Source organism: Caldimonas brevitalea, assembly GCF_001017435.1.
Lineage (GTDB): Bacteria > Pseudomonadota > Gammaproteobacteria > Burkholderiales > Burkholderiaceae_C > Caldimonas > Caldimonas brevitalea.
The window spans coordinates 723,948-743,036 of record NZ_CP011371.1; the positions used below are offsets into that span (position 1 = coordinate 723,948).

Sequence of the window (19,089 nt, forward strand, 5' to 3'; positions counted from 1 at the left end):
ATGCTCAGCCCCCAAACCCTCTCCGCAGTCGAACGCCTGCCGCGCTTCTACGACCACGACGGCGAGCACCATCCCCAGCAAGGCACGCTGCTGGGCTTCTGGCTCTACCTGATGAGCGACTGCCTCATCTTCGCCGTGCTGTTCGCCACCTACGCGGTGCTCGGGCGCAGCTATGCGGCCGGCCCGTCAGGCGCCGACCTGTTCGATCTGCCGCTGGTGGCAGCCAACACCGCCTTGCTGCTGTTCTCGTCGATCACCTATGGCATGGCGATGATCGCGATGCAGCATGGCCGCCGCAACGGCGTGCTGGCCTGGCTGGCTGTCACCGGCCTGCTCGGTTTCGGCTTCCTGGGACTGGAGCTGTACGAGTTCAACCACCTGATCCACGAGGGTGCCGGCCCGCAGCGCAGCGCCTTCCTGTCGTCCTTCTTCGCATTGGTCGGCACGCACGGGCTGCACGTGGCCTTCGGCATCGTCTGGCTGGTGGTGCTGATGCTGCAGGTGGGCAAGCTGGGGCTGATCCCCGAGAACAAGCGCCGTCTGATGTGCTTGTCGATGTTCTGGCACTTCCTGGACGTGATCTGGATCGGCGTGTTCACCTTTGTCTATCTGATGGGAGTGCTGCCATGACGAACCCCAAGCCGCACCACGATCACGGCCACGATGACCATGACGACGCCGGCTACCACGCCACCGTCAAAGGCTATGTGACCGGCTTTCTGCTGTCGGTGGTGCTGACCGCCATCCCGTTCTGGCTGGTGATGGGCAAGGTGTTGTCGACGCCGGGCGCCACCGCGCTGGTGATCCTCGGCTTCGCGGCGGTGCAGATCATCGTCCACATGGTGTATTTCCTGCACCTCAACAGCAAGGTGGAAGGCGGATGGTCGATGCTGGCGCTGATCTTCACCGTCGCGGTGGTGGTGATCATGCTGGCCGGCTCGATCTGGGTGATGTACCACCTCAACACCAACATGATGCCGGTGCACGACATGCGCAACATGCCCTGACCCAGGGCCTTGCCGTGAGCGACTCGCCTTCCCGCCCACCCCGCCGGCGTGGCTCCTTCGTCGCGCTGCTGGTCGCCGGCGCGCTGGTGTTCGCGGGTTTGCTCGCGCTGGGCGTGTGGCAGTTGCAGCGGCTGTCATGGAAGCAGGACCTGATCGCGCGCGTCGAGCAGCGCCTGCAGGCCGAGCCGGTGGCAGCACCCGCGCCCGCCGCATGGCCAGGCCTGACCCGCGGGGCCGACGAATACCGCCGCGTTCGCGTGCGCGGCCACTACGCCCACCAGCTCGAAACTTTGGTGCAGGCCACCACCGAGCTGGGCAGCGGCTATTGGGTGCTGACCCCGCTGTACAGCGAGCAAGGCTATTGGGTGCTGGTCAACCGCGGTTTCGTGCCGCCTGAACGACGCCTGCCGACGCAGCGCCCGGCGCCGGCCGGACCGCAGGAGGTCGTCGGTCTGCTGCGCCTCACCGAGCCCGAGGGGCGCTTACTGCAGCGCAACGACCCGGCGGCCGGGCGCTGGTACTCGCGCGACGTGCAGGCGATCGCGCTCGCACGGGCGCTGGGCCAGCCGCCCCACGCCGGGCCCGTGGCGCCCTATTTCATCGACGCTGCGGCCGACGCCGGCGCCTCGACTGCCTGGCCACGGCCGGGCCTGACCGTGGTGCGGTTCAGCAACAGCCACCTCGTCTACGCCCTGACCTGGTTCACGCTGGCCGCTATGCTGGCGGGCGCCATGGCCTATCTGGTGCGCGAGGAGCGCCGTCAGCGCCGGGTCGCCGGGTGACCCGGGGGCACGCGCAGCCAGGGCAGACGGTCGCCGCCCTGGCGCGGCGGCGCAAGATGTGTGCTGGCCGTTCGCCGCCTGCGACGGCCCCCGCTGGAGACCCGCCCGTGTACCCCGACCCACCCTTAGCGCCCGAGCCCGCCCCCCCGCTGACGGAAGTCGGCCAGGCGCCGGAGCGCCTGGCAGGGCACAAAAATCTGCTGCAGCTGATCCAGTTGCGCTGGCTGGCGGTGGCCGGCCAGCTGGCCACCATCCTGACGGTGGAGTGGGCCCTGGACGTCGGCCTGCCGCTGGTCGAGATGCTGACCCTGCTCGGCGCCCTGGTGCTGTTCAACCTGGTCTGCTGGCTGCGCGGCCGGGCCGCCTGGGCCGTGAGCAACGGCGAGCTGTTCGCCGGTTTGCTGGTCGACGTCGCGGTGCTGACCGGTCAGCTCTTCTACGCCGGCGGCGTGACCAACCCGTTCATCTATCTGTACCTGCTGCAGGTCGCGGTGGGCTCGGTGCTGCTCAAGTCGCGCTACACCTGGGCCATGGTGGGGCTGACGAGTGTGTGTTTCGTCGCGTTGACGCAGTGGTACCGGCCCCTGGTGCTGCCTGGCATGGGCTCGCCCGCCTTGTCTTCGCACTATGTCGGCGGGCTGTGGATCTGCTTCATGCTGAATGCCACGCTGCTGGTCATCTTCATCGGCCGCATCGGCCGCAACCTGCGCCAGCGCGACGCCCGCCTGGCCGATCTGCGCCAGCGCGCGGCCGAAGAGGAGCACATCGTGCGCATGGGGCTGCTGGCCTCGGGGGCCGCGCATGAACTGGGCACGCCGCTCGCGACGCTGTCGGTGATCCTCGGCGACTGGTCGCGCATGGCGCCCTTCGCTGCCGAGCCGGAGCTGCGCGAAGAGATCGAGGAGATGCAGGTGCAGCTGCAGCGCTGCAAGACCATCGTCAGCGGTATCCTGCTGTCGGCCGGCGAAGCGCGCGGCGATGCACCGGCCCAGACCACGCTGCATGCCTTCCTCGACGAACTGGTGGCGCAGTGGCGCAGCACCCGCCCGGTCGAAGAGCTCCGCTACGAACGCGAAGGTGTGCCCGACCTGCCGATCATCTCGGACTCGGCGCTCAAGCAGATGATCGGCAATGTGCTCGACAATGCGCTGGAAGCGAGCCCCGACGCGCCGCTGAGCTTGCAGGTGCAGGCCGAAGACGGCACGCTGGTGCTGCGGGTGCAGGACCAGGGCCCCGGGTTCGCCGAGGCGATGCTGGCACGCTTCGGCAAGCCCTACCAGTCGAGCAAGGGCCGGCCCGGCGGCGGTCTGGGACTGTTCCTGTCGGTCAACGTGGCCCGCTCCCTGGGCGGGCAGATCGCGGCACGCAACCTGCCCGAGGGCGGCGCCGAGGTGGTGATCCGCCTGCCACTGGCCGCGCTGGTGTCGACCCACAGCCATGGGCAGGTCGCGGCGGGGTGGCCAGGTGACGGAAGGAAGCCGGATGGAGCTTGAACGCCAGTTGCTCATCGTCGAAGACGACGACGCCTTTGCCCGCACGTTGGTGCGGTCCTTCGAACGCCGCGGCTACCAGGTGCTGCGAGCGGCCAGCGTCGAGGATGTCAAGGCGCTGTTGCCCACCCACCAGCCAGGCTATGCAGTGGTGGACCTCAAGCTGGCGGGCGGGGGCTCGGGCCTCGCGTGTGTGCAGCTGCTGCATGCGCACGACCCGGACATGCTCATCGTGGTGCTGACCGGCTATGCCAGCATCGCCACCGCCGTCGAGGCCATCAAGCTGGGGGCGCGGCATTACCTGGCCAAGCCCGCCAACACCGACGATATCGAGGCGGCCTTTGCGCGTGCCGAAGGTGATGCCGAGGTGGAACTGACGGAACGCACCACGTCGATCAAGACGCTCGAATGGGAGCGCATCCACGAGACGCTCGCGGCCACCGGCTTCAACATCTCGGAGACCGCGCGGCGTTTGGGCATGCACCGCCGCACCCTGGCGCGCAAGCTCGAGAAGCAGCGCATCAAATAAGGCCGGGGCGCAACCCGCCTGGCACCAAAGGCGCGTCTCTCAGTCGTGCAGCCGAACCCGCCCCATCGCCGGATCGGTGATGCTGTGGGTGCCGGTTTCGAGATGGCCGGCCAGCTGCTGGCGGAATTGCGCATCCCCTTCGACCGTCAGCACCAGGTCGTACCAGCCGTGCTGACGCTGCAGCCCCCAGCGCTTGACGGTCGGCTCGCCGGGCCGCAGCCGCTCCTCGACACGCTGGCCCGTGTACTGATCCGCCATCTGCACCGTCAGTGCACGTGACGAGAGGTTGGTGACCATCAGCGCCAACGCGCAGCGCCCTGCGTCATAGAGGCAACGCACGCCGAGGCGGGCGTTGTGCTGCCCGCCCACCCCGCCACGGAAGGCACGCAGAAAGCCGTTGGGGCCGTACACCGCCAGGTCGTATTCGCTGGCCCCGGCGGACGCGACGTCCCAGCTGCCCGACAGCAAACGCTGCGGCTCGACCGTGTACGTGCGGGGTGGGTGCGCCCCTTTGCCCGAGCGCACCTGGTACACGATGGCCGCCCGCCCGGTGTTGCCGAACTCCAGATGGAAGGTGCCCTGGAGCGGGTGGAGCCAACCATGCACATGCGGCACATAGGGCAGCGCCCGCGCAGGTCGCACGCCGCGCTCCTGCTCGGGCAGTCGCTGTTGGCGCGGCGCCGTCAAGGCGTAGTCGTCGTGCCGTTCCAGGTCGGAGGGTCGCAGGTTTTGCGTGTCGGGCAGCCGCACCGGGTGGGTTTCGCGCGCGCTGAAGTCGAAGGCCGACGTCAGGTCGCCCACCACCGCGCGCCGCCAGGGCGTGATGTTGGTTTCGACCAGGCCGGGGTGCTGGTCGGCGAAGCGCGCCTCCAGGAAGCGGATCAGCGAGGTGTGGTCGAACACCTCCGAGTTGACCCATCCACCTTTGCTCCAGGGGGAGACGACCAGCATCGGCACGCGCATGCCGAGGCCATAGGGGGCCTTTGCGTGCACCGGGTCGCCGGGGTAGATCTCGTGGGTGGTGTCGACGGTGGACGCGCCGTGTGCGGACGACAACGGCGGCGTCGGCGGCACGACGTGGTCGAAGAAGCCGCCCTCCTCGTCGTAGTGGATGAACAGCACCGTCTTGCTGAAGACTTCCGGGTGGGATGCCAGGATGTCGATGACTTGCGAGAGGTACCACGCGCCGTAGTCGGCCGGAAAGTTCGGATGTTCGGTATACGCCTCAGGTGCGGCGATCCACGAGACTTGCGGCAGCCGGCCATGGCGCACGTCCTCTCGGAAGTCGTCGAGCAGCCGAGCCGGGTCGCGGCCCAGCGTCTCCACCCGGGTGCCGGTCTTGGCGCGGTCCGCCAGCGGCGTGCCGGGCTGGGCGTTCTGGTATTGATGGAAGTAGAGCAGCGAGTTGTCGCCGTAGTTGCCGATGTAGGGGTCGCGCGTCCAGCCCCAGGAACCGGCAGCGTTCAAGCCGACGCCGATGTCCTGGTACACCTTCCACGTGATGCCGGCGCGCTGCAGGCGCTCAGGGTAGGTCGACCAGTGGTAGCCCAGCTCGGCGTTGTCGATCACCGGCCCGCCCCCGGAGCCGTCGTTGCCGACCCAGCCCGACCACAGGTGGTAGCGGTTGGGGTCGGTGGGGCCCATCAGCGAGCAATGGTAGGCATCGCAGACCGTGAAGGCATCGGCCAGCGCGAAGTGGTAGGGGAGGTCCTGGCGGGTGTGGTAGGTCATCGCGACCGTGCCCTTGTGCGGCACCCAGCCGTCGTGCTGGCCGCCGTTCCATGCGGCGTGCGTGTCGTTCCAGCCGTGCGGCGGGTCCTGCAGAAAGGTCCGGCCGACGTCCTCGACCGGTGGGCGAAAGGGCAGCAGCTCGCCGCTGCCGTGCGGCTGGTACCAGACCGGCTTGCCCGATCGCAACTTGACGGCGCGTGGGTCGGCATAGCCGCGCACGCCGCGCAAGGTACCGAAATAGTGGTCGAACGACCGGTTCTCCTGCGTCAGGATGATGATGTGCTCGACATCCTTGAGGGTGCCGGTGCGGCGGTGGGCCGGCACGGCGAGGGCGCGCGCAATGCTGGGCGGCACCGCACCGGTCAGGGAGGCGGTTCCGATCAGCTTCAACAGGGCGCGGCGTTCGAGAGCGGTCATGCTGTTCCTCCACGATGTGGAGGGTGACGCTAACGGCAGGAGATGACGTACTCATGTCATCCGCAGATGCCGCTGCGTCGATGCTGTGCGCTCGGTGTCATCGCGTGCGCGTTGCGCGCACGGCGGTTGGCGGCCAGGCCGCCGGCCTTCAAGGCGGTGTCACCCGAACAGCTTGGCCGCGGTCTTGGCCACCAGCTCACCTTGATGTCGAGCACCTGCCAGCTCGATCTCGCTGGGTTGCCGCGAGCCGTCGCCCGCGGCAATCGTGGTGGCACCGTAAGGCGCGCCGCCGACGATCTCGGTCATGCTCATCTGACCTTGGTGGCTGTACGGCAAGCCGACGACGATCATGCCGAAGTGCAGCAGATTGGTGATGATCGAAAACAGCGTGGTTTCCTGGCCGCCGTGCTGACTGGCGGTGGACGTGAAGGCGGCCCCGACCTTGCCGTTCAGCGCGCCGCGCACCCACAGCCCACCGGTCTGGTCGAGGAAGGCCGCCATCTGCGAAGCGATGCGGCCATACCGGGTGGGCGAGCCGACGACGATCGCGTCGTAGGCCTCCAGCTCGGCGACCGTGGCGATCGGCGCCTTCTGGTCGAGCCTGAAGTGGGCGTTGCGGGCGATCTCCTCGGGCACGGTTTCGGGCACGCGTTTGACGTCCGCGGTGGCGCCGGTGCTGCGCGCGCCTTCGGCGAGGGCGTGCGCCAGCTGCTCCACGTGACCGTAGGACGAGTAATAGAGAACCAGGACTTTGGCCATTCTTCGACTCCGTTGCGCAGTGGGATGGAGGCTCGGTGCGAGCACTAGGGTCCTGCAGTGTTGAACGACCGACGTCGGCGCCGTGTATCGCCGCGTGACCGCGGCGGGCGCCGCAAGCGGTGGCTGAAGAAGTGCGCGCACGGGGTCGAGGCCGCTGCCGAACCTGGATGCCCGGCTCGACGTGGCGGGCGACACGCGCCGGCTCAGGCCAGGCCGTCTTGCTCCGCCGTCCTGGCGATGGGCTTCAGCAGCTTTTGGCGCACCTGCTTGCCCTGCGTGGCCAACAACCGCATGTTGATGTCGTGGCGGTTCTCGGCCGACAGCGATTTCCATCGCTCGATCTCGCGGTCGGTGCGGCCACACCCTTTGCAGATCCCCCGCTTGTTGCTCTTGCACGTTCCGATGCAGGGACTGGCAGTGATCAAGATCGGCATGACAGAGGCAGGCGGCGTCGGTGCTGGGGGATAGCAGAGACGTCACTATGCCGCGCGGCGGCACGTCAGGGAAATTGATTCGCAGGATCGTGGCGATGCACCACAGCTATACACCGCGCACGACGCTGGCCACCCGGTCACGGCCGGCGCCGCGGCCGCTCCAGGGCGCGGCGTGGTCCAGGGTGCCGAGCGGCAGGGCCTGGGCCGCCGCCGTCAATGCTGCTGCGAGCAGTCGTTGGCGGCACGCAGGCCCAAGCGCACTTCGGCGACCAACTCTTCAAAGCTTGCGGGCATCGCGTCGAAGCTCACGTCGCAGGTCTTGCGCCGTGCCGCCGCCTGCCGCAGCTGCCGCAGGTGCTCCAATGCGCTCGTCACGGCGGAGGACCAGGTGGTGTCGCGTGCTCGCATCTCCTGCGGCAAACAGGCGAGCAGCATCTCGAGCTTGGCCACGGCCTTGTCGAAGGTGGAGGCGGTGGTCAACGGCATCCAGTCCGCCGATGCGAGGAAGTCGGCGGCAGGTCGCAGTTGCGGCCGTTCGGCGCAGGCCGCCACGCGCACGTCGTCGAGCGCCTCTTCCGAGGGGAGCAGCGCGGCCCACACCGCTTTGCCGCTGGGATCCTCCCAAGACTCGAATGCAAAACCATGCTTTTTGATGAGGGCGTCAATTCTGTCAAACATGACCTAGCTCCTTTCCGGGCTGTTGCGACGTCGTGTAGACACTATGCGCGCCCCAAGCCAGATGGGCCTCCTGTACCTCTGCTCGGGGCCGGTCGCGGGAACGAGTTTTCGCTCTGAGGCGCGTCGACGAACGACAAGCAAGAACGGGGCACACGGCGGCGGCGTCGACGGCCGGTTCGAAGGCACCGGCTGCGAGCCGCGCGTGCGGGCGGCCGGAAGCAACGGTTCCCGACGCCGACCGGGGCAGGCCGAGCCTGTCCTTCGCTCGTGGCACCTCAGTACGCAAACATATTTAGCGCTGTCTTAAACAGTTGTGTGAAAGCCCCACCGCGGGTCACCCCATCGTCAGCAGGCCTGCTGTAGCAACCCTCCCGCAGGCAGGGGGCAGGAACTGCCAGGTGTAGGGGCGCCCCAAGCTGGGGGTGAGGGGCGTCGCTGCGGCCGACCCTGGTGCACGTCGCGCACGCGGCTGGCGCTTAGAGAAACCGCAGCAGTGCGTCCGCGGTCGCGCCGGGGGCTTCCTCCGGCACGAAGTGCCCGGCTGGCAAACGCACCGCCTGCACCTCGCCATTGCATTGCGCCTGCCACAGGGCCACCGGATCGAACAGGCGCTCGACCACGCCCCGCTCGCCTGTGATCAGTTGCAGTGGACAAGTGACACGTTGGCCTGCCGCACGTGACGCCCGATCGTGTTCCAGGTCGACGCCGGCACTGGCCCGGTAGTCTTCACAGATGGCGTGGAGCGACTCGGCCCGGCAGAAGCACCTTTCGTACTCTCCCAGCGCTTGCGACTCGAGGTGCGCCAGCCCCGTCGCTCCCCAGCCGCCCAGCGTCCAGTGCAGGTAGAAGCGCGGGTCGCCGCCCAGCATGCGCTCGGGCAGTGGCGTCGGCTGAATCAGGTGGAACCAGTGGTAGTAGGCGCTGGCAAAGCGCATGTCGGTGGACTCGTACATGTCGAGCGTGGGCGCGATGTCGATCACGCACAGCTTGGCAACCGCCTCAGGATGGTCGAGTGCCAGCCGATGCGCCACCCGTCCGCCGCGGTCGTGTCCGACCACCGAGAACCGGTCGTGTCCCAGCGAGCGCATCAGCCCGAGCATGTCGGCCGCCATGGTCCGCTTGCTGTAGGCGAGGTGGTCCCGGTCGCTGACGGGCGTATCGGTGTCGCCGTAGCCGCGCAGGTCGGGCATCACCAGCCAGAAGCGCTCGGCGAGGTGTCGTGCCACCCGGTGCCACATCACATGCGTTTGCGGAAAACCGTGTAGCAGCAGCACCGGAGGCCCCTGCCGGTGCCCCCCGGTGCGAGCGTAGATGTGCAGCCCGCCGACCTCGTGGTGGCGCGCCTCGAAACCGTCGAACCATCCGTCGTTCATTGCTCGCTCCTCATCGATCCTGTGGGTCTTTTCATGGGGCGCGGCGCCTGGCCGCTGATGCTGTTCGCGCATGATGCCGCAGCGTCGGAGGCGGACGACCGTTGCCATGCACACCCCTGGCAAGTTGAGCAGCATGTGCTGTGTTGAGGGAACCACCATCGTGTGCACCACGAGGCCCCGGAACGATCGCCGTGACATGCCAACGCCGTTGTCGCGCCGCTGCGATCACTGTGCTTGCGCCTGCTCACGATTGAGACACCCGCGACGCGGCAGCTCGCCCTTTGATGCTGGCCTCAGTCGCGAGGCGCACGTGGCCCAGCTGGATGGCGGGCCGTGCCGCCCGCGTTGTTGTCTCCCAGTCTTTGCGTGGAGGACGCTGCATGAAGCACAACTGCCTTGGACCGTGGCCCGCCCGCCTGCTGCTGGCGTTGACAGTCGGGTGTCCGGCCTATGCCCAGCCGTCGCTCACCGTCTACGGCGAACTGGATCTGGCCGTGGACCGCACCCACAAGGAGGAAGGTGACGTCCAGGGGACCGTGTTCGGCCAGGCGGGGTCGATCCCGCTGCCCAACGCCGTGGCCTCGCCCGAGCAGTACCGCACCCGTGTCGTGTCGTCGCTGGCGACGTCCTCGGTACTCGGGCTCACCGGCCGCGAGCCGCTCGGCGGCGGCTACGCCGCGCGCTTCCAGATCGAGTCGAGTGTGCAGGGCGACCTGGGCGGCGCCGGCAACGACGGCCGATTTTTCAATCGCAGCGCCTGGGTCGGGCTCGACACACCCTATGGAGAGGTGCGGCTGGGCCGCCAGTCGTCCCCGATGCTGGCGGCGCTGTATCTGGTGAACATCGGCCCGCTCGGCGCCAGCAGCGTGATGGCCGCCGGGCTGTTGACCAACAACCTGCAGATGTACCAGGACAACCAGGTGCGCTATGTGTTGCGGCGCGGGCCATGGCTGGCGGTGCTCACAGCCTCTCCCAATGCGGGCGTGGGCAGCCGCATCAGCGCCGCGCGCTCACTACCGGGTCCGACCACCCCCGGGGCGACCGATGACACCGGCCAGGTGCTCGGCGGCGGCAGTGCCGGTGCGGAGTCGCCCGACGGGCGCGGTCGCACCCGTGGCGCGACCGCCGGCTACGTCACCGACCCGCTGACCGTGCTGCTCGCCTATCACCGCAACCGCTTCGGTGTGCCTTTGGGGCTGGCGTCGGCCACGGGCGAGTTCGTACCGCTGTTCCACCTGCACAGCTTCGGCGGGGTGATGCTGGCAGCGCGCTACGTGCTGCCGGCGGGTGGCCCGACGCTCGCGCTGACGCTGCACCGCGGCCACTTCCACGAGGCCGGCAGCGTGGACCCCAAGATCCGGACCTGGGCGCTGGGCCTCAAGCAGGCGGTCGGCCCCACGGAGTTGACGCTACAGCTGATGGACTCGCGCTTCACCAACTTCACCGGCGGGCGCGACCGCGGTGTGGTGCTCGGCGTCGACTACCTGCTGTCCAAACGCACCGCCTTGTATGCGCGCGCCGGCAGTCTGCAAGACCGGCGCGGCCGCCCCACTCAGGCCAGCGCGTCGCCGGTGACACTGGCCGGCGGCCCCACCACCTTGCTGGTGCCGCTCGGCACATACGAGTTTCCCAGCTTCGCCGGCGCCGGGCCGCATGTGGGTGCGCGCACTTCGATCATCGCGATCGGCCTGCGGCATTTGTTCTGAGCGGCACGTTGCGCCCTCCCGTGCGGCACCTGTGCACCTGCCCGGGAAACATCTGCTTCGCGCAAGTTGCAAACAGGTACTCCGCCCGCCGGTGCGGGCCCGGGACAATGGAAACGCTTCCGTTTGGAAGCGCGTGCCGGCCACAGGAAAGGCCGGGCCAGCCGCGGCGGCCGCATGCATCGGCGCCGGGGCGACACACGCCAGTACAACAACGAGCGCACCCTCTGGGTGGTGCCAGGAGATGACCATGAGTTCTTGCAAGAAGGCCGCGCCGACGCCGCGCGCACTGCTGCTGATGTTGTCGATGTCGGCCGGCCTCGCCGCCCTCGGCGGCTGCGGCGGAGGCAGCGGCGACGCTGCGACGGCGCCGGCTGCCACCGTAGGCGAGCCGGCAGCCGGTGAACCCGGTGAGCGCGCAGAGGCGCTCGCCCTTGCAGGGCCGGGTCGCTACGAGCTGAAGTCCGCCCACTCCGGGCTGTGCCTTCAGGTCGCCGGCGCCAGCACGGCCGACGGCGCCAAGATCCAGCAGGCCACCTGCTCCGGCTCGGCGGCCCAGCGTTTCGATCTGGTGGCCGACGCAGGAGGCACCTGGCGACTCGTCAACGTCCACAGCGGCAAGTCGCTGGACGTCACGGACGTGTCGACCGCCAACGGCGCCTTGCTGCAGCAATGGACCACCGCCGCCACCGACAACCAGCGCTTCACGCTCACGCCTCAGGGCGACGGTTATCAACTGGTGGCACGCCACAGCGGCAAGTGTGTCGACGTGCGCGACTGGAGCACCGCGGTGGGCGGCGCGATCCAGCAATGGGCCTGCGCCCCCACCGCCAACCAGCGCTGGTCGCTGACCCCGGTGCAGAGCATCCCCGGCACCGGGCTGCCGGCCCTCCGGCAGGACGGGCGCTTCTGGGCCGACGCCCAGGGGCGGCGCGTGCAGCTGCGCGGCGTCAACATCGGCAACTGGCTGCAGCTGGAGTTCTGGATGATGCACTTCGATGGGGACGTCCCCGATCAGTGCACGCTCGAAAACAAGCTCACCGCCCGCTTCGGCTTCGAGGAAAAAGAACGCCTGATGCAGGTGTTTCGCGACCACTGGATGACCGGGCGCGACTGGGACCTGATCAAGGAGCATGGCTTCAACGTGGTGCGGGTGCCGTTCTGGTTCAACCTGATCGAGGATGAAAGGCGCCCCTACACCCTGCGGCCCGACGCGTGGAAATACCTGGACCGCGCGGTCGACGAAGCCGAAAAGCGCGGCATGTACACCATCCTCGACCTGCACGGCGCGGTGGGCAGCCAGGGCTGGGAGCATCACTCGGGCTGCGCCGGCCGTAACCAGTACTGGGGCAATGCGGAGTACCGCAACCGAACCCGCTGGCTGTGGCAGCAGATTGCGCAGCGCTACCGCGACCGCGGGGCGGTGGCCGGATACGGCCTGTTGAACGAGCCCTGGGGCACCACGCCCGAGAACCTCGCCAACGTCGTCACCGACCTCTACCGGGCCGTGCGCGAGATCGACGCGAACCACGTGGTGATCCTGCCGGGCCACTCCGCCGGCATCGATGCCTATGGCACACCGGCCAGCCGCGGCATGCGCAACGTCGCCTTCGAGATGCATTTCTACCCCGGCTTCTTCGGCTGGGGCCAGCCCACCTATGCCACCCACAACGACTGGCTGTTCTGCGGTGCCAGCGGCACCGGCGGCGTCTGCGAGTGGGACCGGCGCCTCACCGCGCTCGACACGCCCTTCCTGATCGGCGAGTTCCAGCCCTGGACGGCGGTCGGCGCCGTGGCCGGGCCGTTGACCGGCCTTACCTATGACGTCTACAACCAGCGCGGCTGGGCGGCCACCGCCTGGTCTTACAAGACGGTCAGCCGCTCGGGTCAGGGCGGTGACGGCAGCACCGGCTGGCCGTGGGGCCTGGTGACCAATTCGTCGAACGGCGGGGCGGTGCCCGACCTCGACATCGACACTGCGTCGGCGGCCCAGATCGAGGCCTTGTTCCGCAGCTTCGGCACCCAGCCGCTGATCCGCAACGAGGCCGTGAAAGCCGCGCTGACCAGCCGCTTGACGGTCCCTGGCAAGCTCGAAGCCGAACGCTTCACGTCGATGAGCGGCGTGCAGACCGAAGTGACCAGCGATGCTGGCGGCGGTCTCAACGTCGGCTGGTTGGACGCCGGCGACAGCTTGCGCTACAGCGTGAACGTGCCGTCGGCCGGGGCTTATACGGTCGCGTTCCGGGTGGCCTCGGCTTATGGCGGGGGCCGTTTGGTGCTGCGGTCAGGCACGCGAGATGTCGCCACGGTGCAAGTGCCGGGCACCGGTGGATGGCAGACCTGGACCACCGTGGCCACGACGGTGCAACTGCCGGCGGGAGCCCAAGACCTGACGATCCATGCCGCGATGCCGGGGTGGAATCTCAACTGGTGGTCGCTGGCCCGCCCCTGATCGACACCACAGCTGCTCACGGATGTTGCACTTGTGCAGCATCCGCGGTGGAGAGTACGCGGCGCACTTCACGGCGCCGCGCGCCGCTTTGTATGCTTCCGTTCATTTGAGCGGTGTTGCCCCTATGGTGTGTGTCCACACTTACAAACTAGGGGTTCACATGCAAACGTACTTCCAGGGCAAGACGGTGCTGATCACCGGTGCGACCGGTTTCATCGGCTCGGTCCTGCTGCAGACTCTCTTGACCAAGCTGCCCGGCATCGGCCGGGTCTACTGCCTCTACCGCAACACGCCGGGGCTGAGGCATCCGGCCGTCGAGTGGGTCCGCGGTGACATCGGGCAGCCGCAATTCGGGCTCGACGACGCCACGCTGGACCGGATACAAGACGAAGTCCAGGTGATCTTCCACCTGGCCGCCTACACCCGCTGGGACGCCGGCATCGGCGAGCAGGTGCTGCACAACACCTTGCCGGTGCTGCGCTGCGCCGAGCTGGCGGCAGGGTGCCAGCGGCTCGAATCGTGCGTCATCACGTCGAGCTACTGGGCCACGCTGCATTTGCGCGACACGCACGAGTTTGCCGAAACCGTCTTCCAGGATGGCCGCGCCGAAGCCGAGCTCGACGAGATCCTGTCGGGCCGTTCCGAGGCCCGGGTGGCCGAGTGGCCCAACGCCTACTCCTATTCGAAGAACCTGGCCGAGCGGCTGTTGCACCAGCGCCATCCGGACCTGCCCATCGTGCTCGCACGGGTCACCTCGGCGTGTGGCGCATGGGAGTTTCCGCACCGCGGTCATAGCCGCTTCGACAACGCCTTGCCGGCGTTTCTGCGCTCGATCGTGCTGGGGGGCGTGCGCGTGTTCCCCGAGAGCATGAAGTCGGCGGTCAACGACGCGGTGCCGGTCGACATTTGCGTCAACATGCTGATCGCCAACGCCGTCGAACAGGCCCAGGGCGGTTTTGCCGTGATCCACTGTGCGGCGGCCCATCGCAACCTGCCCAAGCTGGGCGCACTGGCCGAGCTGTGCGGTGAGCCCCTGGACTACCGGGCCAGCCCGGACGACCTGCAGGCGGCGCTGGCGCAGATGGCGGCCCAGGGCCATCCCAAAGCGGCGAAGCTGAATCGTCTGATCGTCGACACCTACCGGCTGGCCATGGAAAGCCGCTACGTCTATCTCGACACACAGGCGCGCCGGCCGTTGCGCTGGATGACCGAACGCGACCGCGAGCTGTTCCCGATCGACGTCGACGTTGTGGACTGGCCGGCGCTGATCGGCGCGATGGTGCAGGCGATGAAGGCCCCACCGGAGCGCGCCGCGGCCTGACGCTGGTCGCACCGCGGGCGGATTCCCCGCCCGCGTGAGTCAATCCAGCACCACCACATGCCCCTCGCGCGGGTCCACCCGGCCCGCGTGCAGCGCCTCGATCAAGCGACTGGCCGCCTCGAAGCCCTGGTGTTCGACCACCTGCATCCACGGCTGCTCGGTGTGACCGACGCGCTCGATGAAGCGCAGTTGTGCCTCGTTGAACCGCTGGTTGACGACCGCAGGGCCCCAGTCGGCATTGCGCTTGCGGATCTGCACCGGCGCAAAGTAGAACTGCGGTTTGGGCCCGGGCAGGGTGGTCTCGCCTAGGAACTGCGTGTTGTGGGCCGAGCCCGCATAACAGTCGTAGACCAGCGAGCTGCCGAAATGGTGGTGCACCGCCGAGCGCAGCGTGTCGTCGCCGGAGAAATCGACATACAAGGTCGGGCGGTCGGGGTCCAACTCGTTCAGGGCTTCATACCGGTGCACCGACTGGTAGCAGCCCAGTTGCTGCACGAAATCAAGGTTGCGCGTCGACGTCAGCGCGGCCAGCTGGACCTTGCGCTGGTCGGCCAGGCAGAAGGCGGTGCCGTAGGCTGTCTTGCTCGACGCGCTCGAGACCACCACCTGCTGTGCGCCGAAGAAGTTCTGATCTTCCAGAAAATCTGCCAGCATGAACGACGTGATGAACAACGGACGCAACAGCATCTGGTAGTTCTCGTCGGTAGGGCGCCAGGCGGGGTCGTTCTGGCAGCGGGTGTACTGGTTGTAGGCCGAGGTCAGCGACAAACGGTGCTCGGCGCCGTCGTAGAAGCCGCGCGGCGTGACACGCACCGGACGCATGCGCAACAGCCGGGCGATCGGAAAATATCCATAGAAGCGCTCGCCCGGCTCCACGCCCGGCACGCGCGACGCGATCACCTCCGCAAAGCCCCAGACCGGCATGTGGCCCCAGCCCTCGGCGCCGGTGGGAAAGAAGCCCCAGTACTGCATCGCTTCGCCAAATGCGGCATAGGTGATGTTGTTGGTGGTCAGTGCGACCCGGTCGATGCGCAGCATCGCTTCGCCGTCGGCCAACGGCAGCGTTTGCGGCTGCGTGTCGATGCGGCTGTGATGCAATGTGTCCTTGCGGGTGAGCAGCCGGGTGTTGCTCAGGGGAGCGGTCGGGGTCTGGTCCAAGGGGCCTCCGTGCGCCGGGTTCGGCAGTGTTGATGGGAACGAAAGCAATGTATCGGCGGCGTCCTTCGCATGGGTTCGGATACGGCGGTGCGGCGGGGCGGCCCGGCGGGGTCGGCCACAAGCCGCTCAAACGGCCGGTGCAGGCGCGTTCCCGGTTCACGGTGCAGGCCCTCTACGACGCCTTTGTTCGGATTTGGCGCAGCCGCGGCTGGGACGCGGTGACGACCCGTGAGGTGGCGCTCGAGAGCGGCGTTTCGGTCGGCACGCTGTACGACTATTTCCCCAACAAGCAGGCCTTGCTGTCGGGTTATGTGAGGCATTGCATCGAGGCGCTGGTGGAGGCGCTGCACCAGCAGGTGGTGCAGGCCGACACGTTGACCTGGGCCGAGCGGCTGCACCGTCTGGTGCGCCTGAGTTGCGGCGTCGACCCCGGGCAGCCGTATTTCGACGCGGAGATGCTGGCGCTGGAGCACCAGATCGCCGAACCGAAGCACCACCGCCGCGCCTACGAGGAGTTGTCGGCGAAATGGGTCGAGGCGCTGACGGGCTGCGCCGACCTGCCCAGGCCGATGTCCCCCGAGCGCGCCCGCACCTTGTTCCTGTGCGCCTGGGGGGGCCGTCGCTACCGTTTGCTGGTGGCACCCACCGATCTCGACGCCGAGCGCTGGGCGGCCGAGGTCGAGGCGGTGTGCCGGGCGGCGATCGAAGCGGGCTGACCGCGCCCCGCTGCGCGTCGCACTGTGGCTGCCGCGCCTTCGCGGCCCGCCACGGCGGCCGGATTGGCCTCGCAACTGCGGGCTTTTCCACGGATTGCGCCGCCGCAAAGGCGTTGCAAAATGGTCTGATCCGCCCACACCCAAGGGCTCTTGCTCCAAGACCCTATCGACCGCATGACGTTTCCGCGGCTCACCCTCAAGGCGAAACTCGCGCTGTGCGGCGGGTTGGCCATCCTCGTCTGCATGGCGCTGCTGACCGGGCTGCTGCTGCGGGCGATGGAAAACGACGTGCGGCGCAGTGTCGCCCTCGCGCACACCGCGCTGGTCGACGCCAGGGCCAACGACCTCGACGAACGGCTGCACGACGTCCGCAACGCCGTGGTTCAGAACGCCCTCGTGTTGTCGGGCGCCACCCAACTGCCCTCGCTCGAGCGTCTGACCGAGATCTTCTATGCCAAGCCGGTGCTGCGCGGCATGTTCGACTCGCTGTTCGTCATCGACGCCACCGGGCGTGTCGTCTACGACCACCCGCGGCTGCCGGGGCGCATCGGCCTCAATGTCGCCGACCGCGACTACTTCCGCGACATGCTGCGCACCGGGCAGGCGGTGGTGTCGAGCCCCGTGCGCAGCAAGGCCAGCGGCGACCCGGTGATCGTGATCACCGCGCCGATCCGCTCCGCCGAGGGGCGGATCATCGGCGCGCTGACCGGCTCGATCAACTTGATGGGCAAGAACTTTTTGGGCGAGCTGCGGACGCAGAAGATCGGCGAGGGCGGCTATTTCGCGATTGCCGCCAAGGGCCAGAAGCCGGTGGTGGTGGTGCACCCCCGCGCCGAACGCATGCTGTCGCCGGTGTCGCCGCGCTCCGCCAACCCGACCATGTGGAAAGCGCTCGAAGGTTTCGAGGGCACCGTCGAGGGCCCCAACAGTGCCGGCTTGGCGAGCATCTTCAGCTACAAGTCGCTGCAATCGGTGCCGTGGGTGCTGGTCGCCGTGTATCCCGCGGCGGAAGCCTATGCCTCGCTCGAGCGCACCGAACAAGAGATGAAGCTGTTGGCAGCGGCCTTGACCCTGGTCGGCGTCGCGGTGTTCTTCGGCGTCACCGGGCGGCTGCTGCAGCCGCTGACCGCGCTGCGTCGCGGCATGGAGCGCAATGCGTCGCAGCCGGAGGAGATGGCGCCGGTGGCGGTCAGGGGCAGCCCGGAGATCGCCTCGGTGATGCAGGCCTACAACGCCTTCCTGGCGATGCGCGACGAGTACCAGCAGGCCTTGCGCCAGAGCGAGGAGCGCACCCGCGCCATCCTCACGCACGCGCCGGACGCGTTCATCTCGATCGACCCGTCCGGCCATGTCGTCGAGTGGAATCGGCAGGCCGAACTGACCTTCGGCTGGTCGCGCGCCGAAGCCCTCGGCCAGTCGGTGGCCTCGCTCATCATCCCGCCGACGCACCGCGCGGCGCACGAGGCTGGCCTGCAGGTGTTCCGCGGCAGCGGCGAAGGGTCGGTGATCAACCAGCGTATCGAAGTGCCGGCCTTGTGCCGCGACGGCCGCATCATCCCGGTCGAGATGTCGATCGCCAGCGTCGCCACCGAGCAGGGCTGGGCGGCCAATGCCTTCCTGCACGACATCAGCGCACGACGCCGTGCCCAAGAACAACTGCAGGCCAGCGAGCAGCGCCTGCGGCTGATTGCCGACAACCTGCCGGTGCTGGTGTCCTACATCGACCACGAGCACCGCTTCCAGTTCGCCAACGAAACTTTTCGTGAGTGGGTCGGGGTCGACCCCAAGGCGATCATCGGCAAGCACGCGGTGGAGGCCATCGGTGGGCGGCTGTACGAGGAACGTCGCCCCTATTACGAGCAGGCTTTGCGTGGCGAGCGGGTCGAGTTCGAGACCAGCCGCGAGACGCGCGAGCGCATCTGGCATTTGCGCAGCATCTACATTCCCGACGTGCTGCCTGACGGCCGCGTGGCCGGCTTCTACGGCCTGAGCGTCGACGTCAGCGGCAGCAAGGAGATCGAGCAGCACCTGCGCCATCTGGCCCGCTTCGACACGCTGACCGGGCTGCCCAACCGCCGCTACCTCGAAGAGAAGCTGGAGGAATCGATGGCCCGCGCGCGCCGGCTGCGGGCGCCGATGGCACTGTTGTTCCTCGACGTCGACCACTTCAAGCAGATCAACGACCGCCTCGGCCACGCGGTCGGCGACGACGTGCTCAAGCAGTTCGGTGCCAGGTTGAAGACCTGCGTGCGCGAAACCGACACGGTGGCGCGCCTGGCCGGCGACGAGTTCGTGATCGTGCTCGAGAACCTGCGCAAGACGGCCGAGGCCGAGCTGGTGGCCGAAAAGGTCGCCAACGCGATGCAGGTACCGATCGATGCCGGCGACGGCGAGCTGGTCGTCTCCACCAGCATCGGCATCGCGCTGTACCAGGGCGAGACGATGACCTCTTCGGCCTTGCTGGCCAAGGCGGACGCCGCCTTGTACGAGGTCAAGCGCGCCGGCCGGGCCCACTACGGCCTGGCCAAGGACGTTTGAG

16 protein-coding genes are annotated in these 19,089 nt (G+C 68.2%); 10 read left to right on the forward strand and 6 right to left on the reverse strand.

What is annotated here, in order from left to right; all coding sequences use genetic code 11:
• The 5 genes from cyoC (at position 1) to AAW51_RS03190 (ending at position 3,808) form a co-directional block, all read left to right on the forward strand.
• Positions 1 to 630: a cytochrome o ubiquinol oxidase subunit III gene (gene cyoC, locus AAW51_RS03170; RefSeq protein ID WP_047193452.1), complete on the forward strand. Its 630-nt coding sequence runs from the start codon at positions 1 to 3 to the stop codon at positions 628 to 630.
• On the forward strand, positions 627 to 1,007 hold the full coding sequence (gene cyoD / locus AAW51_RS03175) for a cytochrome o ubiquinol oxidase subunit IV (protein ID WP_047193453.1): 381 nt from the start codon (positions 627 to 629) through the stop codon (positions 1,005 to 1,007). Before cyoC ends, cyoD begins: the two co-directional genes overlap by 4 nt.
• 14 nt (positions 1,008 to 1,021) lie before the next feature.
• The gene (locus AAW51_RS03180; protein WP_047193454.1) at positions 1,022 to 1,789 is read left to right on the forward strand and encodes an SURF1 family protein; all 768 of its coding nucleotides are present in this window, start codon (positions 1,022 to 1,024) and stop codon (positions 1,787 to 1,789) included.
• 107 nt (positions 1,790 to 1,896) lie between these two features.
• Positions 1,897 to 3,282 (forward strand): ATP-binding protein, encoded by a 1,386-nt coding sequence (locus tag AAW51_RS03185; RefSeq protein ID WP_083438033.1) that lies wholly within the window; start codon positions 1,897 to 1,899, stop codon positions 3,280 to 3,282.
• On the forward strand, positions 3,272 to 3,808 hold the full coding sequence (locus tag AAW51_RS03190) for a response regulator transcription factor (RefSeq protein WP_238947743.1): 537 nt from the start codon (positions 3,272 to 3,274) through the stop codon (positions 3,806 to 3,808). The genes AAW51_RS03185 and AAW51_RS03190 overlap by 11 nt, the downstream gene beginning before the upstream one ends.
• Before the next feature lie 39 nt (positions 3,809 to 3,847).
• Here AAW51_RS03190 and AAW51_RS03195 read toward each other — a convergent pair whose 3' ends face one another.
• The 5 genes from AAW51_RS03195 to AAW51_RS03215 form a co-directional block, all read right to left on the reverse strand.
• Positions 3,848 to 5,956 carry a phosphocholine-specific phospholipase C gene (locus AAW51_RS03195; RefSeq protein ID WP_047193456.1) on the reverse strand — a complete coding sequence of 703 codons (2,109 nt, stop codon included), beginning with the start codon at positions 5,954 to 5,956 and terminating at the stop codon, positions 3,848 to 3,850.
• 159 nt (positions 5,957 to 6,115) lie between these two features.
• Entirely contained in the window at positions 6,116 to 6,715 is a 600-nt protein-coding gene (wrbA, locus tag AAW51_RS03200; RefSeq protein ID WP_047193457.1) for an NAD(P)H:quinone oxidoreductase, read from the reverse strand.
• Positions 6,716 to 6,918: 203 nt separating this feature from the next.
• On the reverse strand, positions 6,919 to 7,149 hold the full coding sequence (locus tag AAW51_RS03205) for a DUF1289 domain-containing protein (RefSeq protein WP_047193458.1): 231 nt from the start codon (positions 7,147 to 7,149) through the stop codon (positions 6,919 to 6,921).
• A gap of 213 nt (positions 7,150 to 7,362) precedes the next feature.
• A complete protein-coding gene (locus AAW51_RS03210) occupies positions 7,363 to 7,827 on the reverse strand; it encodes a hypothetical protein (protein ID WP_047193459.1) in 465 nt (154 codons plus the stop codon).
• 476 nt (positions 7,828 to 8,303) lie between these two features.
• Positions 8,304 to 9,200, reverse strand: a complete 897-nt coding sequence (locus tag AAW51_RS03215) for an alpha/beta fold hydrolase (RefSeq protein WP_047193460.1) — start codon at positions 9,198 to 9,200, stop codon at positions 8,304 to 8,306.
• Positions 9,201 to 9,580: 380 nt separating this feature from the next.
• Between AAW51_RS03215 and AAW51_RS03220 the strand changes: the two genes are divergently transcribed.
• The 3 genes from AAW51_RS03220 (at position 9,581) to AAW51_RS03230 (ending at position 14,676) form a co-directional block, all read left to right on the forward strand.
• Positions 9,581 to 10,906, forward strand: a complete 1,326-nt coding sequence (locus AAW51_RS03220) for a porin (RefSeq protein WP_053013290.1) — start codon at positions 9,581 to 9,583, stop codon at positions 10,904 to 10,906.
• 247 nt (positions 10,907 to 11,153) lie between these two features.
• On the forward strand, positions 11,154 to 13,355 hold the full coding sequence (locus AAW51_RS03225; RefSeq protein WP_053013291.1) for an RICIN domain-containing protein: 2,202 nt from the start codon (positions 11,154 to 11,156) through the stop codon (positions 13,353 to 13,355).
• A 160-nt stretch (positions 13,356 to 13,515) separates the two neighbouring features.
• Positions 13,516 to 14,676: an SDR family oxidoreductase gene (locus tag AAW51_RS03230; RefSeq protein ID WP_047193461.1), complete on the forward strand. Its 1,161-nt coding sequence runs from the start codon at positions 13,516 to 13,518 to the stop codon at positions 14,674 to 14,676.
• Positions 14,677 to 14,715: 39 nt separating this feature from the next.
• Here AAW51_RS03230 and AAW51_RS03235 read toward each other — a convergent pair whose 3' ends face one another.
• Entirely contained in the window at positions 14,716 to 15,834 is a 1,119-nt protein-coding gene (locus AAW51_RS03235) for a DUF2855 family protein (protein ID WP_238947744.1), read from the reverse strand.
• A gap of 32 nt (positions 15,835 to 15,866) precedes the next feature.
• On the opposite strand from AAW51_RS03235, the gene AAW51_RS03240 reads away from it, so the two are divergent.
• Together AAW51_RS03240 and AAW51_RS27795 are read left to right on the forward strand one after the other, a co-directional pair.
• Positions 15,867 to 16,550: a TetR/AcrR family transcriptional regulator gene (locus AAW51_RS03240; protein WP_238947745.1), complete on the forward strand. Its 684-nt coding sequence runs from the start codon at positions 15,867 to 15,869 to the stop codon at positions 16,548 to 16,550.
• Between the two features lie 150 nt (positions 16,551 to 16,700).
• A complete protein-coding gene (locus AAW51_RS27795) occupies positions 16,701 to 19,088 on the forward strand; it encodes a diguanylate cyclase domain-containing protein (RefSeq protein WP_053013292.1) in 2,388 nt (795 codons plus the stop codon).
• Position 19,089 lies beyond the last annotated feature (1 nt).